The 14,620-nt window shown below is 31.7% G+C and carries 16 protein-coding genes; 7 read left to right on the forward strand and 9 right to left on the reverse strand.

The genetic code is table 11. The features are described from left to right. Positions 1-19: 19 nt before the first annotated feature. From FNW52_RS04645 to FNW52_RS04655, 3 genes are all read right to left on the reverse strand, one after another. Positions 20-1,675 (reverse strand): SulP family inorganic anion transporter, encoded by a 1,656-nt coding sequence (locus FNW52_RS04645; protein WP_143376301.1) that lies wholly within the window; start codon positions 1,673-1,675, stop codon positions 20-22. A 236-nt stretch (positions 1,676-1,911) separates the two neighbouring features. Further along, on the reverse strand, positions 1,912-2,205 hold the full coding sequence (locus FNW52_RS04650; protein ID WP_143376302.1) for a hypothetical protein: 294 nt from the start codon (positions 2,203-2,205) through the stop codon (positions 1,912-1,914). A gap of 132 nt (positions 2,206-2,337) precedes the next feature. Next, positions 2,338-2,817, reverse strand: coding sequence for a Dps family protein (locus FNW52_RS04655; RefSeq protein WP_143376303.1), 480 nt, complete (start codon positions 2,815-2,817; stop codon positions 2,338-2,340). A gap of 183 nt (positions 2,818-3,000) precedes the next feature. Here FNW52_RS04655 and FNW52_RS04660 point away from each other — a divergent pair, with 183 nt between their 5' ends. Then, entirely contained in the window at positions 3,001-3,942 is a 942-nt protein-coding gene (locus FNW52_RS04660; RefSeq protein ID WP_143376304.1) for a LysR substrate-binding domain-containing protein, read from the forward strand. A 226-nt stretch (positions 3,943-4,168) separates the two neighbouring features. Here FNW52_RS04660 and FNW52_RS04665 read toward each other — a convergent pair whose 3' ends face one another. The 3 genes from FNW52_RS04665 to mnmD form a co-directional block, all read right to left on the reverse strand. Further along, a complete protein-coding gene (locus tag FNW52_RS04665; RefSeq protein WP_143376305.1) occupies positions 4,169-4,360 on the reverse strand; it encodes a hypothetical protein in 192 nt (63 codons plus the stop codon). Positions 4,361-4,573: 213 nt separating this feature from the next. Continuing rightward, positions 4,574-4,771 (reverse strand): hypothetical protein, encoded by a 198-nt coding sequence (locus tag FNW52_RS04670; RefSeq protein WP_116763880.1) that lies wholly within the window; start codon positions 4,769-4,771, stop codon positions 4,574-4,576. 152 nt (positions 4,772-4,923) lie between these two features. After that, positions 4,924-5,583, reverse strand: coding sequence for a tRNA (5-methylaminomethyl-2-thiouridine)(34)-methyltransferase MnmD (mnmD, locus tag FNW52_RS04675; RefSeq protein ID WP_143376306.1), 660 nt, complete (start codon positions 5,581-5,583; stop codon positions 4,924-4,926). Positions 5,584-5,887: 304 nt separating this feature from the next. On the opposite strand from mnmD, the gene FNW52_RS04680 reads away from it, so the two are divergent. Next, positions 5,888-6,955, forward strand: coding sequence for a branched-chain amino acid aminotransferase (locus FNW52_RS04680; RefSeq protein WP_143376307.1), 1,068 nt, complete (start codon positions 5,888-5,890; stop codon positions 6,953-6,955). A gap of 139 nt (positions 6,956-7,094) precedes the next feature. On the opposite strand, the gene FNW52_RS04685 is transcribed toward FNW52_RS04680, so the two are convergent. Further along, positions 7,095-7,475: a nucleoside triphosphate pyrophosphohydrolase family protein gene (locus tag FNW52_RS04685; protein ID WP_143376308.1), complete on the reverse strand. Its 381-nt coding sequence runs from the start codon at positions 7,473-7,475 to the stop codon at positions 7,095-7,097. Between the two features lie 81 nt (positions 7,476-7,556). On the opposite strand from FNW52_RS04685, the gene FNW52_RS21065 reads away from it, so the two are divergent. Further along, positions 7,557-7,745, forward strand: a complete 189-nt coding sequence (locus FNW52_RS21065; protein WP_143376309.1) for a hypothetical protein — start codon at positions 7,557-7,559, stop codon at positions 7,743-7,745. A 309-nt stretch (positions 7,746-8,054) separates the two neighbouring features. Here FNW52_RS21065 and FNW52_RS04695 read toward each other — a convergent pair whose 3' ends face one another. Beyond that, on the reverse strand, positions 8,055-10,091 hold the full coding sequence (locus FNW52_RS04695; RefSeq protein WP_143376310.1) for a dihydrofolate reductase: 2,037 nt from the start codon (positions 10,089-10,091) through the stop codon (positions 8,055-8,057). Between the two features lie 191 nt (positions 10,092-10,282). Here FNW52_RS04695 and FNW52_RS04700 point away from each other — a divergent pair, with 191 nt between their 5' ends. The 4 genes from FNW52_RS04700 (at position 10,283) to FNW52_RS04715 (ending at position 13,241) form a co-directional block, all read left to right on the forward strand. Beyond that, positions 10,283-11,389, forward strand: coding sequence for an SRPBCC family protein (locus FNW52_RS04700; RefSeq protein ID WP_143376311.1), 1,107 nt, complete (start codon positions 10,283-10,285; stop codon positions 11,387-11,389). Between the two features lie 346 nt (positions 11,390-11,735). Then, positions 11,736-12,278, forward strand: a complete 543-nt coding sequence (locus tag FNW52_RS04705) for an RNA polymerase sigma factor (protein WP_143376312.1) — start codon at positions 11,736-11,738, stop codon at positions 12,276-12,278. A 33-nt stretch (positions 12,279-12,311) separates the two neighbouring features. Then, positions 12,312-12,737 (forward strand): hypothetical protein, encoded by a 426-nt coding sequence (locus FNW52_RS04710; protein WP_143376313.1) that lies wholly within the window; start codon positions 12,312-12,314, stop codon positions 12,735-12,737. A 45-nt stretch (positions 12,738-12,782) separates the two neighbouring features. After that, positions 12,783-13,241 (forward strand): sensor of ECF-type sigma factor, encoded by a 459-nt coding sequence (locus FNW52_RS04715; protein WP_143376314.1) that lies wholly within the window; start codon positions 12,783-12,785, stop codon positions 13,239-13,241. A gap of 239 nt (positions 13,242-13,480) precedes the next feature. Here FNW52_RS04715 and FNW52_RS04720 read toward each other — a convergent pair whose 3' ends face one another. Next, entirely contained in the window at positions 13,481-14,542 is a 1,062-nt protein-coding gene (locus tag FNW52_RS04720; protein WP_143376315.1) for an oxidoreductase, read from the reverse strand. Positions 14,543-14,620: the final 78 nt, after the last annotated feature.

The raw sequence follows: 14,620 nt of genomic DNA on the forward strand, positions 1-14,620 counted from the left end.
TTGCTTTTAAAAGTACAAATTATTCTAGAAATTCTTCCTTTACAACCTTCTTTTCAACCATTTCTCTTTTTACAAAATCATAATGGTGCTCAATAGATACGTGGTTTTGAATTTCGTCACTATTTTCTAAAGCATATTCTTTTTTAAATCCTTTGAGCTTTACTTTGATATTTTCATCTTTGGATCTTGTCACTTTAAATTCACGTAATAAATCTAAAATATCGTGAGCAATGTAAACCGTATCATGAGCATTGATAATTACTTTAGAATTCCCTGGAATATTTGCCAATGTCATTTTAATAGCTGCTTTATTCAAGAAAGATACTTCTTGAGCCAAATCGATATGAATAACATCACCATCAACGTACTCTTCTTTTCTAAAACTATACGCTCGTTTAAGATTTCCTCTTAATATAAATACAATACTAATTGCAATACCTAGAGCAACTCCCTTTAACAAATCTGTGAATACTACCCCTAAAAAAGTAGCAATAAAAGGCAGAAATTGATATTTACCATAATGCCAAAAATGCTTGAAAGTGGCTGGTTTTGCCAATTTGTATCCAACCAAAATTAATACAGCTGCCAATGTTGCCAAAGGAATCTTGTTCAAAAGAAAAGGGATTGTAATCACAGAAACCAATAACAATACTCCGTGAATTATAGCAGATAATTTTGATTTTGCACCCGCTTCATTATTTGCTGAAGAGCGAACCACAACAGATGTCATAGGTAAACCGCCCATAAGCGAACTCACTATATTTCCTATCCCCTGCGCTTTAAGCTCTACATTTGTATCTGTAAAACGCTTGTGAGCATCCATTCTATCGGCTGCTTCAATACACAACAAAGTTTCAATAGAAGCTACAATGGCAATAGTCAAACCTACAACCCATACTTTTGGGTTCATAATACCCGCAAAATTTGGCGTAACGATAATTGCCTTAAATTCTTCAAATGTGCTTGGCAGTGGCAAAGAAACCAAATGTTCCTTCTCTATTGCTAAAGAACTTCCCGAAGCCATGAAAAATTCATTCAATAAAACACCTACTACTACAGCAACCAATGCACCTGGCACTAACTTCAACTTCTTTAAAGCTGGAATTTTATCCCATGAAATTAATATTGCTATTGAAATTAATGTAATTACTATCGCCCCTAATTGAAGATGATTAAAGACACTAAATAAAGCCGAAAAAGTATTATCATCACTCACTTGCAAGAAAGCTTCATCTCCTTCAAAATCGGCATCATAACCAAAAGCATGTGGTAATTGCTTCATAATAATAATGACCCCAATACCAGCTAACATCCCTTCAATAACATTTGTTGGAAAATAATTAGAAATACTTCCTGCTTTTAGAAAACCTAAAGCCAATTGAATGAGTCCCGCTATAAAAACGGCAGTTAAGAAAACATCAAAAGCCCCCAGATCCGTAATGGCTGTCAATATAATGGCTGTCAAACCTGCAGCAGGACCAGAAACACTTATTTGAGATTGGCTCAAATACCCAACTACTATTCCTCCTATTATTCCTGAAATAATTCCAGAAAACAAAGGAGCTCCAGAAGCCATAGCGATACCCAAACATAGTGGTAGCGCTACTAAGAAAACGACTAAACCTGAAGCAAAATCAGATTTGAAATGAGTAAAAAAATTAGTTTTTTTTGACATAATATAAAATTATTATAAAAGATTAAATATTAAAGTCCCCCCTACAGCACAATATTGCAGCGGTTGGAATTCAACGATTTTTAGATACTATCAAGCAAAATTGTTTGCACCAATTTTAAAATTAAACTGGAGCAATTCCTTAGAAGAAAGATCAATAATTAACTATGTACAAAATCAAAATTTGTAACACATATAAATACTAACAATCTAACAATAATGCATAAATGGATAAAAAACTATACCTTATTGGGCGGAGGTATAAATATAGATGCACAAATTAAATCATGCTTAGATAAATTTTCGAAAATAATAAGACCCGAAGCCTTTTTTAAATCAAAAAATAATATTTCTGAAAAAGAAAAAGAAGTATAGAACTTTAAATCAAGTTTTACCTCTTCAATAGAAGAATTAGTATCATCATCAACGCAAAGACTAGTTCGCGCTTTGTCTTTCTCTACCCATTCCACAATTACTGGAGTGACTAGAAATAAAACAAAAAAGAATAATACTATTTTAACAAAGATTTTCACGGTGGCAAAATTAACAGATACAAATTGAATTAAAAAATTAGTCTATCAAAATTAATCAATTTTTAACATCAATAAAAAAGCCTAAATGACAATAAAATCATTTAGGCTTTTCAATTTAATACTATTCAATGATTACAAGCTGTCTTCTAACCAAGCTTTCATCATCCAAATCGTTTTTTCTTGTTCTACTATAAAATCACTCATCATAGCACTCGTTCCTTCATCATTTATTTGTGATGCTTTACTAAGAATTTCTCTTTCAATTTTTAATAATTCAGACAATGAATTCACTATTAACTTAATTCCAGTCTCGTCATTAGAAATGTTTTTCCCAACTGTAAGTTGATTGAACTTCATGTAATCTTCAAAAGTGTGCAAAGGTCTACCTCCTAATGTCAATACTCTTTCGGCTATTAAGTCAATTTTTAATTGAGAATCATTGTATAATTCCTCAAATTTTAGATGCAAATCAAAGAAACGTTTTCCTCTGATATTCCAATGCAAACCTCTTAAACTTTGATAATAAATCTGAAAATTAGACAACAACACATTCAGTTCTACTATAATAACTTCTGATTCTTCTACAGGCAATCCAATTGAATTTAGTTTCATATCTTAAAATTTAATTTTTAAATCATTACTATAAAATTTTCAAAATCATCATTGGTGTTTGTAACCAAATAACAATCTTGTTGATTCCATATCTTTACTTTCACAAATTTAATAAATAAACACACCGAAAAAGCCATAAATTTAATTGATTGTTTTTATATTTGCATAACAATCTATTATACTATGACAATAACACAACTCAAATACGTTTTGGCTGTAGCCGAACATAAAAATTTTACACTAGCGGCCGAAAAATGTTTTGTTACTCAACCTACCTTGAGCATGCAAATTCAAAAAATTGAAGAAGAACTTAGTATTCAAATATTTGACAGAAGCAAAAAACCAATTCAATTAACCGAAATTGGACAAAAAATTGTAAATCAAGCCAAGAACATTGTTAACGAAGCAGATCGTATTCAAGATATTGTAGAACAACAAAAAGGTTTTATAGGGGGCGAATTTCGATTGGGGATAATACCAACTATTATGCCTACTTTATTACCGATGTTTTTGAATAATTTCATCAAGAAATATCCAAAAGTAAAACTCATCATTGAGGAATTGAACACCGAAGAAATCATTATAAAATTAAAAAACGGTCGTCTTGATGCCGCAATTGCTGCTACACCATTAGAAGATGAAAAAATAAAAGAAATCGTTCTTTACTTTGAGCCTTTTGTAGCCTATATTCCAGAAAACAATACTGTTTTTCAGAAAGAAGAAATTGAAATTTCGGATTTAAACATCAATGAAATTTTGCTATTGCAAGACGGGCATTGTTTTAGGGACGGTATATTAAACATCTGTAAAAACAATACTGAATCAGACCCAAAACCATTTCAAATAGAAAGCGGCAGTTTTGAAACTTTGATAAAATTAGCTGATGAAGGATTGGGTACTACATTACTCCCTTACTTGCATACGCTAGATTTGAAAGAAAAAGACAAATTAAAACTAAGACACTTCAAAGAGCCAAAACCAGCAAGAGAAGTCAGTTTAATTTATCCCAAAAGCGAATTGAAAATCCAAATCATTGATGCGTTAAGGAGTACCATTGCTGGAGTTGTAAAAGGAGCAATTGTTTTTCAAAATGTTCAAATTGTGAGTCCTCTCCCAAAAAAATAAGACCTAAGAAGTCAGATGTTTTTAGTTTTCAGAATCAGTTTTCAGAATAGTCTGTAAATATTGTCATTCGCTGCTTAATAATAGTTCTGAAAAAGCGAGTCTGTTTTTTAGTACTATTTTAAACCTAAAATTCTCTTTGAGTAGAAAAGAGACTGAGACTGAAAACTAAAAAAAGGAACTAATTTAGTTCCTTTTTTTTTGCATCCGAATTAACGATAAATTTGACTTACAAATAGACCAAACAATCTTTAAGCTCAGGTTTTTCATCCGTAAAATACAAAAGCCATTTTTTTAATTGCTCCAACTCATAAGGTAATAGATTTCTAATTGCTTTTTTTAATTCTTTAATAAAAAGCTCAGGGTCAAAACTCACTCTTACGAGCACCTCTTTTGTGTAATCATAGATCATTCGAGACATAAAAAAAGGATTTAAATTAATTGATTTAAGACATTGTAAAATTATAAATTTTCATATTCAAACTAACAAAAAAAAAGTTAAAAAAACATATTTTACCGACCAAAAGCATTCTTTCCTCTTGTAATAATAGACATAACTTACAATAAAGTATTCGTAATTATTCCCGATAATTTAGCATAAAAAAAGGAACCAATATGTTGGTTCCTTTTTTTATTATGGGTTTACTATTAATAAACACTGTTTTAATTCTGGTTTTTCACTTGTAAAATTGAATAGCCATTCTCTTAATTCTTCCATTTCGAATGGCAAAAGTGTTCTAATTGCTTTCTCTAGTTCTTTACAAAAAAGTATCGGATCAAAACTCACTCTTTCAAGCACAGATTTTGTGTAATCAAACATTATTTTAGACATAATAAATTAAGATTTTTGGGGGTTAGATCTTGATTTCAACGTGTTGTAAATGTACATTATTTTTTAAATACAAACTTATTTTTTAACAAATAAATATCAAAACCGCATCATTTTCTGACCAAGTCCTTATAGATCAGTAGCCATCAAAAGAATCACTTTCTAGCCCTAAACATTTCTCTTTTTCCGGGCGGTCCGGCTAGTTTTTCGACCGTAAAACCAACTTCTATCATGCTCCTTTTGACTACGCCACGAGCGGCATAAGTCACTAAAACTCCCCTAGGCTTTAGTGCTTTATACATTCTGTCAAAAATAGCGGTACTCCACAATTCCGGTTGCACACGATAGCCAAACGCGTCAAAATAAATTAAATCGAATTTTTCTACATCATCAATTTCTTCAAAAAACTGCTTTCTTTTGGTTAATGTAAAAGTGTCTGAAAAAATTACTTTTTCCTCCCAGTTACAAGTATGCATTTCTTTAAAAACAGATTCAGATTCAGCAGCTTTCAACTCTTCAATATAATTCATAGACAAAACTTCGTCAGCAGAAACTGGATACGCTTCTACACCGACATAATCGATTGTTTGTCCTGAATCTTTAGATTCTAAATAGGTTATAAAAGTATTTAAACCCGTACCAAAACCAATTTCTAAAATAGAAATGCTTTGATTTGGAAATAATGCCAATCCATTTTTAATAAAAACATGTTTGGCTTCCTGAATGGCACCATGTTTAGAATGGTAACACTCATTCCATTCTTTGATATGAATTGTAGTAGATCCATCGAGTGTTTGTATAATTTCTCTTTCCAAAATAGTGTCTTGAGGTGTTTAGTAACATTTAAATTCAAATTCCACTTCAAAATTAATTAAAACAATATGGTATAGCTATCTAAAATTCAACTTTTTTTATATAATTCACAGAATTCTACTCTAATTTTTAAATAAACTTAAAATATAAATAAATCACAGTCAAACAGTATAATTAATGTTATTTTAGCAAGGATTAATCTGATTTTTATTTAATTTTGCAATCAATATTAGAACAATTAAGAAATTATTTTTTTTAATTCATTTTATTAACACTAAAATATATTTTTTTAAACCATACCTTATTATGAGTACAACTCAAACTAACAAAATAGAAATAATAAAAGCTGCAACTTCAAAAATAAACGAAGTTGATTTTGATAATTTAAGCTTCGGTGCCGTTTTTACCGATCATTTATTTGAATGTGATTTCACGAATGGCGAATGGCAAAAACCAGTTATCAAGCCTTACGCTCCTTTTTTACTAGACCCATCTGCAAAAGTTTTTCATTATGGCCAAGCTATTTTTGAAGGTATGAAAGCTTACAAAGATGACAATAATGACATATGGCTTTTTAGACCGGATGAAAACTACAAACGTTTCAATACATCTGCCGTGAGAATGGCTATGCCAGAAGTTCCAGAGCATGTTTTTATGGATGGTTTGAATCAATTACTGCAATTGGATGAAGCTTGGGTAAAAAAAGGAAAAGGGAACACCATGTACATCAGACCTTTTATGATTGCAACTGGAGATGGAGTTATTGCAAATCCATCTGATGACTATAAATTTATGATTATACTTTCTCCTGCTAAATCCTATTATGCTGGTGAAGTTAAAGTTTTGATCGCTGAACATTATAGTAGAGCTGCCAACGGTGGTATTGGTGCTGCAAAAGCGGCCGGTAACTATGCGGCTCAATTCTACCCAACAACTTTGGCTAACAAGCAAGGGTTTCAACAAGTAATCTGGACTGATGACGCCACTCATACCAAACTTGAGGAAGCAGGTACTATGAATGTGTTTTTTAGAATAAACGACACTTTATTGACTGCACCGGTAAGTGAGCGTATTCTGGATGGTATTACCAGAAAAAGTCTTCTTGATATGGCCAAAAAAGAAGGAATTGAAGTAGATGTTCGTCCTGTATTGGTTTCTGAATTAGTAGAAGCTTCTAAAAACGGTTCTTTGAAAGAAATTTTTGGAGCTGGAACTGCTGCCGTGGTTAATCCAATTATTGGTTACTCTTACAAAGATGTTTATTATGAATTACCTAAAGTTGAGAATTCATACGCTTCTCTGCTTAAAGAGAAGCTAACCAACATTCAACATAAACTAGCTGAAGATAGCTTCGGTTGGACGGTTAAAGTATAGTTTACAAAAAATCCCACTTGAAAGCAAGTGGGATTTTTTATTTCCGAATTATATTAGATTTCCAAAACTGAAAACTGAGACTGAAAACTGAGACTGAAGACTGAGACTGAAGACTGAGACTGAAGACTGAGACTGAAAACTAAATCAGCTTCGAAAAATCAGGCTTGAAATAATTAGGCCCTTTCATCACTTTACCATCTTCTCTGTAAATCGGATTTCCGTCTTCGCCTAATTTACTCATGTTAGAACGTTGAATTTCGTCAAAGACTTCCTCAATTTTATGTTGCAATCCGTGTTCTATAATGGTACCGCAAAGAATATACATCATATCCCCAAGTGCATCGGCAATTTCTATTAAATCATTATTCTGAACCGCTTCAAGATACTCTTCGTTTTCTTCCTTCATCAAATTGTAACGAAGTATGTTTTTACTTTCTCCCAAATTAGCAATTGGAGTTTCGCTATGCCCGATCCTAAATGCGGTGTGAAATTCCTTAACAGCGTTGATTTGTTTTTGCATCCTTTATAATTATTGATTTGAAACGGAAAATTAACAACTATTTCTAAACTATTGCCTAAATTTGCCAAAAATTATTTAAACATGTTTAGTCAAGGTCAATTAATATTTGCAATTTGTTTTTTTATAGCCTTTGTTATTGCAATGGTAATTGCCTATCGAAAAGATGCCAATTTACACAAAGTTTTCTACAAAGGAAATTATAAAATTCTAATAGGTTTCCTTGTTTTCATTGGACTCTTGTTTGTGATAAAAATTTATTTTAAGCATTAATATTTGGGAGATGCTAAATTGATATAGCTCATCCAAACCCCGAAAGGGGTGTAATGATTATAGAAAACATATAACATCGGCAAGCAAACCCTGAAAGGGTGAAATTATTTGACTCTTTTTCATTAAAAAACTTCAATCCTAATAATCAACCATTCAGATGTAAAAATACCACCCCTTCGGGGTTTGGGGTAATGAAATTACTTACTTCTATAATCATTCCACCCTTTCAGGGTTCTGGGATTTATTAATTCCAAAATATAAAAACGCCCACTTCAGTAGGCGTTTTTAGTATTATAGCATTTTTTCTTTTTAATTTTCTAATGGTAAAAAACCAAAGTTTTTAGAATAGCTCAACATTTGTTCAGCAAATGTTTTAGGTTGTTCTACAACTATCGAAGTAATTTCTCCTTTAGCATTTAATTTTGGAACCAAAACTGGATTTACAAAACCACTATAAGGTGCATCTGGAAATTGCTTATTGCGTTCTAATACTTCGGCATGTATTTTTTGATCTACTTTTACTCCATAATTTTCCACCAGTGCTTTTCCTGCTTCAAAATCGCCTTCGGATTTTATACGTTGTACTTCTTTCAATAATTGCCCAAATAAATCATGTAGTTTATCATAATCGGTAATATTAAAATACGTTTTCCCATTACGAGAAATCATTTCAATAACATTATCTTTCTTCCCTTTTTCATACACCCAAGCGCCTACCCATTGACGGTTTCTCATGTGTGCTTCTTCAATATTTGCACCCAATTCTACACGAACTAGCTGTGTCATTAATCCGTTTCTAATATAACTATCATAACACTGCATCCCCAATTCTTTCCAATTATCTACTAATCCAAGTTCTTGAATTTTAGGATTGTACAAATAGAATAATCCCACTAAATCAGCTCTTCCTTCCTCTAATGTCGAAGCATAATTTTTTAATGTTTCTTTTGGAGTTCCAACACCTGCATTTATTTGACCCGAAGCGTGACCTACCACTTCATGCAAAGAAGTATGCAATTTACCGCCTAACTCAGCATATTTTTCACCCAATCTGATTTCTTCTTCATCATTTGCAAATTCTTGCAGCTTCCCTTTTCCTCCAGATTTAGAATACGCATCTATAATATTTCCTAGAGAAACCGATTTAGAACCATAGTCGGCACGTATCCAATCGGCATTTGGAAGATTCACTCCAATAGGTGTACTCGGAGACGAATCTCCAGATTCTCCAGCAACAACAACAGTTTTGTATGAGACTCCAACTACGTTTTTCTTTTTGTGCTCTGGTAATAACGGAGAGTTATCTTCAAACCATTGTGCGTTTTTAGATACTACTTCCATTTTTTTAGACATATCAAAGTCTTTTATCTGAACAACCCCTTCGTAAGACCCTCTGTATCCTAATGGATCATTGTACACTTCAATAAATCCATTGATGTAATCTATATTACCATCAGTTGCCTGCAACCAAGCAATATTATAATCATCCCACGTTTTAAGACTTCCAGTTTTATAAAAACTAACTAATAAGGCAATCGCAGCGGCTTGTTTTTTATTCTCGGCTACGGTTTGCGCTTTTTCCATCCAATAAATCATTTTATCAATTGCAGCACCATACATTCCTTTGCTTTTCCAAACTTTCTCTTCTAATTGCCCTTTTGAATTACGAACCAATTTAGAATTTAAACCATACGAATACGGCTTCTTAGGGTCTGGACTTGTTTTTTTAGCATAAAACGCTTCGACTTGTTTTTGAGTAATTCCTTTTTCATAAAAATTAATAGCTGAGCCTTCCATCAATCCTTTTGAAGAATCGAGATTTACTTTTTTTGAATCTACATCATTAAATAAAATTTCAGCTATTTGTGGAGACAAAGTCGTTTTAGAATCCTTCAACAAACCATTAAAATAAGCTAATGAAAAACCAGGTTTAATTTTCTCGTTTGAATAATGATGATGAATCCCGTTTGAAAACCAAACTCTTTTTAAATAAATTTCAAAATTTTTCCAATCCGCAGTATTTTTATCTCCTTTAAAATTTTGATAAACATTCTCTAATGCTTTTCTAATTTTTAGATTGTTTTTATAATTTTGATCCCACATAATATCACGACCAGAAGTACCACCTTGCGTTAGATAGTAAACCAACTTTTGCTCTTTTAGAGTAAGATTTTCCCAACCTGCAATTTGATAACGCAACACTTTTATGTCAGAGAATTGCTCTACCAAATAATTAAATTGAGGGCTCTCCGTAGACTTTACTACAGTAGTCTTCTCGTTTTGAGCGTTGCAAACAACTGAAACCGCAATAGCCATAAAAAACCCAGCACTTTTAAGTAATTTCATTATTATTATTTTTTAGATGTTAAACAAATAAATACGCAACAAATATAAACATTCTTCAAATATATAATAAATCTCTAGGCTAGATAAACAGTACAAATGCATGAGTTGTTTTTACCCTGACATTTTAAGGGCAGTTCCTTTAGAATATTAATAAAATTTCTAACTTTACAACAGAAACAACCTAACCTATTATGAGAATCATTAAATACCTTTTTCTTTTGCTGCTATTAAGCCTTGTGGCACTTACCATATTTATCGCAACACAAAAAGGAAATTTCACAGTAGAAAGCAGTAAGACAATAAATTCTCCAAAAGCAACCGTTTTTAATTATGTTAATGACTATAAAAACTGGGAACAATTTAGTTCTTGGATTAAAACAGATGCGAATATAAAACTGTCCTATTCCCCAATTACCATAGGAAAAGGAAGTTCTTTCTCTTGGGATGGAGCAAATAATTTGGGTAACATTCAAACATTATATACAAAAGGAAATGACAGTATTGTTCAAAAAATGAATTTTGATGGATCTACTACAGATGCAACTTGGCATTTTAAAGACACTTTGGGAGGCACAAAAGTAACTTGGAAGTCGAAAGGAAAAATGGATTTTTTAACAAAAGTGAATTCTTTTTTGAATGGAGGAACGCAAAATTCATTAACAAAAGTCTATGACAAATGTTTAGCGAATTTGAATAAATCACTTGATTTTGAAACCAATACTTTTGAGGTAAAAGTGAATGGTGTCGTAAAAAAATTAGAGACTTTTTATTTAAGACAATCTTTTACCAGTAAAATATCCGATATCACAAGAAATGCAAATGTTATTTTCCCTAAAATATTGGCTTTTTGCGAACAAAACAACATCGTTTTGAATGGAAAACCATTTATCATTTACCATAAATATGATTTGACCCATGATCTTACCAAAGTTTCTTTTTGCATTCCTATAAAAGAGGAGATATTTACAAGTGCAGGAAGTGATATTTTATCTGGAAAATTAGTCTCATTTGAAGCTGTAAAAACCACTTTAAAAGGCAATTACACCTATAAAACAAAGGCATTAGATAAATCTACAGACTATTTTACTACAAATAAGCTTATTGCTGATTCTACTTTTTCGCACATGGAAATTTTCACCGTTGGAAAAAAAGAAACCAAAAGCCCATCAAAATGGGTAACCGAAATCTATTCTCCTATAAAACCAAAAGTAATCCCAGCACCTTACAAACGAGTTATAAAAGACAGTCTTACACCCGCTCCTAGCACAATTAAGAGCGAAGATCAATCTGAATTTTAATTTGTTTTAGACATTTTCTAACCATATCAGTACTATACGTTCATTTAAGCTGGACTATTTTGAAATCTTAACAATATAGATATAAGTCAATGTCGTTTCCTTAAGGTTTGTTTTTATCATTTCGACGTCCCGAAAGCTTTCGGGACGTCGAAATGACAAACTGAAGGAAATTAAATTCTTAAGGAAACGACATTGATATAAGTTAAAGAATGTAGAACTTATATTTTCTTACATTCCTTATATGGTTTAAACTCATTCTTTACTGAATTTAAAATAGCACCATTTTTTTTTATTTCAGATTAAACCTTTTTGGTTCATTTGCATCTAATTATAAAAGAAACAGAAATTGCAGGAAGAAAAGGAATTCATTACCAATTTATTGAACCCGAAAACGCAGAATCAAGCGTTTCAAAAACTCCTACACGAATATCAAAAACCGCTGTACAACCATATTCGGAATATCGTTATAAGTCATGATGATGCCGATGATGTTTTGCAGAACACGTTTGTAAAAGTGTTCCAGCATCTAAAGAATTTCAAAGGCGAAAGCAAACTTTTTTCTTGGATGTATCGCATTGCAACCAATGAAGCCCTTACTTTTTTGAATCTAAAGGCTAAGAAAAGTGGCATTTCATCTGTTGAATTGCAAAATAAAGCCATTGACAATCTGAAAGCCGACATCTATTTTGATGGCGATGAGATTCAGATCAAATTACAAAAAGCAATAGCAACTTTACCCGAAAAACAACAATTGGTTTTTAAAATGAAATATTTTGAAGATTTAAAATATGAAGAGATATCCGAAATACTGGGTACTTCTGTAGGAGCATTAAAAGCGTCTTATCATCATGCTGTTAAAAAAGTTGAAACATTTGTAATAACCAATTAAACCATTTAGTCAAGATTAAGTCAAATACACATTATGAAAGCATTTAAACTAGAAAATGAACCAAGAATTAAATCAGGATTTAAAACTCCTGAAGGGTATCATGGTACTTTTTCTTCAAAATTTCTAGAGAATTTACCAAAAGAAGAAATAACCAATAACGTAAAAGTAGTATCGATCTATAGAAAAAGAAAGACTATACTAATAGCAATTGCGGCAGTATTAGTACTTGCCATAATGATTCCGACACTTTATACCGCTGAAACAAAAAATAACGAATTAGATTCTGCAACTATAGAAAATTATCTAGCCGAAGAATCTAATATAAATCAATACGAGTTAATTGGAGAAACCGAACTTGAAAGCAACAAAATTGTAAATTCAACAAAACTAGAAGATGAAACATTAGAAGATATTTTAGTCACAAACCCAAACATAGAGAATTTAGTTATCGAAAATTAAACACACACTATTACCCAAAGTACAACAAAATCAAAATTAGGAACAATGAACATTAGAAAATTATATCCAATATTATTTTTATTTATTTCTTTTACTTTCTACGCTCAAGGCGAAAGGATGAAAGAAAAAAAGGAGCAAATAAAAGCTATGAAAGTGGCGTTTTTAACCACCGAATTAAACCTTACCTCTAATGAAGCCGAAAAATTTTGGCCTATTTACAACACTTTTGATGATAAGCAGTTTGAATTGAGACACAAAAAAATGAAAGGCTTTTTTAGAAAAATGGATGATGATGAATTAGATAAGTTATCCGACAAAGAAGCAACAATACTTTTAACCCAAATTGAAAGCAATGAAGAGGAATTATTTCAGTTAAGAAAAAAATTCATCAGTAATCTAAAAGACGTACTTCCTGCTATAAAAATCATTAAATTAAAAAAAGCAGAAGAAAATTTCAGTAGAAAATTATTGCAGCAATATAGAGACAAAGCTCCAAAAAAATAATTTATAACTATTCATCCTAACAAAAATTTTACACGAATTTCACGAATTAACACGAATTCAGGATCAAAATTGAATCTAATTTCACAAAAAAAAATCACAATGCAATTTGTGCAAATTTGTGTAATTCGTGTCTGTTTTTCTTCAAATCCTACGTTAATTTGGTGTAGGCTGAATAGTAACAATAATTTTAATTCAGAAAATTCCCGTTTGATAGTTCATCCTATTGAGCGGGGATTTTTTTATTTAAAACGAATTCGGATCATTTTATTACGACCAGCTGCAATTGCTGTGTTTTTGTCTAAAAAACGAATGGTAAACAAACTTGAATCTTGCAGCAATTGAACCCAAGTCACACCACCGTCCGATGAATAACTCAAACCCGAAGCTCCTATAACGACCAATCCTTTCCCGTTACTGTTAGGGACATATTGCACACAAGAAGCATATCCAAACCCTTGTTTTTCGGCAATGAGTTGCCATGTTTTCCCGCCATCATTGGTAATTGCTTTATTCTCAAAATTCTGATTGAGCACTTCATAATTTCCACCAGCTATAAAACCATTTTTTTTGTCATAGAAATCAGCTGTAAAAATTCCAGTCATTTGTTTTCCTTGCACAATAGGTGTTTCATAGGCTTCCCAAGAATTTCCCTTATCCGAAGAATAAAAAACTCTTGATTTTTTTCCGCCAGAAACAATCCAAGTATCGTTCCCTTTTATAACGACATTGGTGTTACTTGCGGCAAAATGAGCTTCTCCCTCAAAAACTTTTGGCAATTTACTGTTAGGGATTTTGTCCCATGAATTCCCTCCATCGCGGGTTACAATAACCGAAAGACAATCATCTATAGGATCGCCAACAGCTATTCCTTCCTTATCGTTCCAAAACTGCATACTATCATAAAATACTTTTTTATTATTTTCTTGATACACTAATTGAACCTCTTTACCATCTTTACTAATCTGGTACAACAACGCAGGATTCGCCACATTAAGCGCATATATAAACTTTGAAGTTTTGGCTATACTCCTAAATTCAATATTTAAAGTATCTTTTTTTATAACTTTTTCAAATTTTTTATTTGATTTTAAATCATAAAATCCAAATCTTCCTTGATCCGCAGCATACCATATTTTACCGTTATCCAGTACTATCGCCCTGATACTTATTTTATCTTGAAACAAAGTATCAACTTGTACGCCGTTAAAAACAGCTGGTGTGATTTTACTTTTTGGTTGATTTTGAGCTTCAACAAAAAACAAAGCGTTCAAAAACAGCATAGTTATAAAAATTTTTCTCATTGTATCGATATTTTTTAGAACAAATATAGAACAATGTCAAACAAAAATTAGCAGTATCATTTATTTATGGCACAATAG

The organism is Flavobacterium sp. ZT3R18 (assembly GCF_007097385.1).
Lineage (GTDB): Bacteria > Bacteroidota > Bacteroidia > Flavobacteriales > Flavobacteriaceae > Flavobacterium.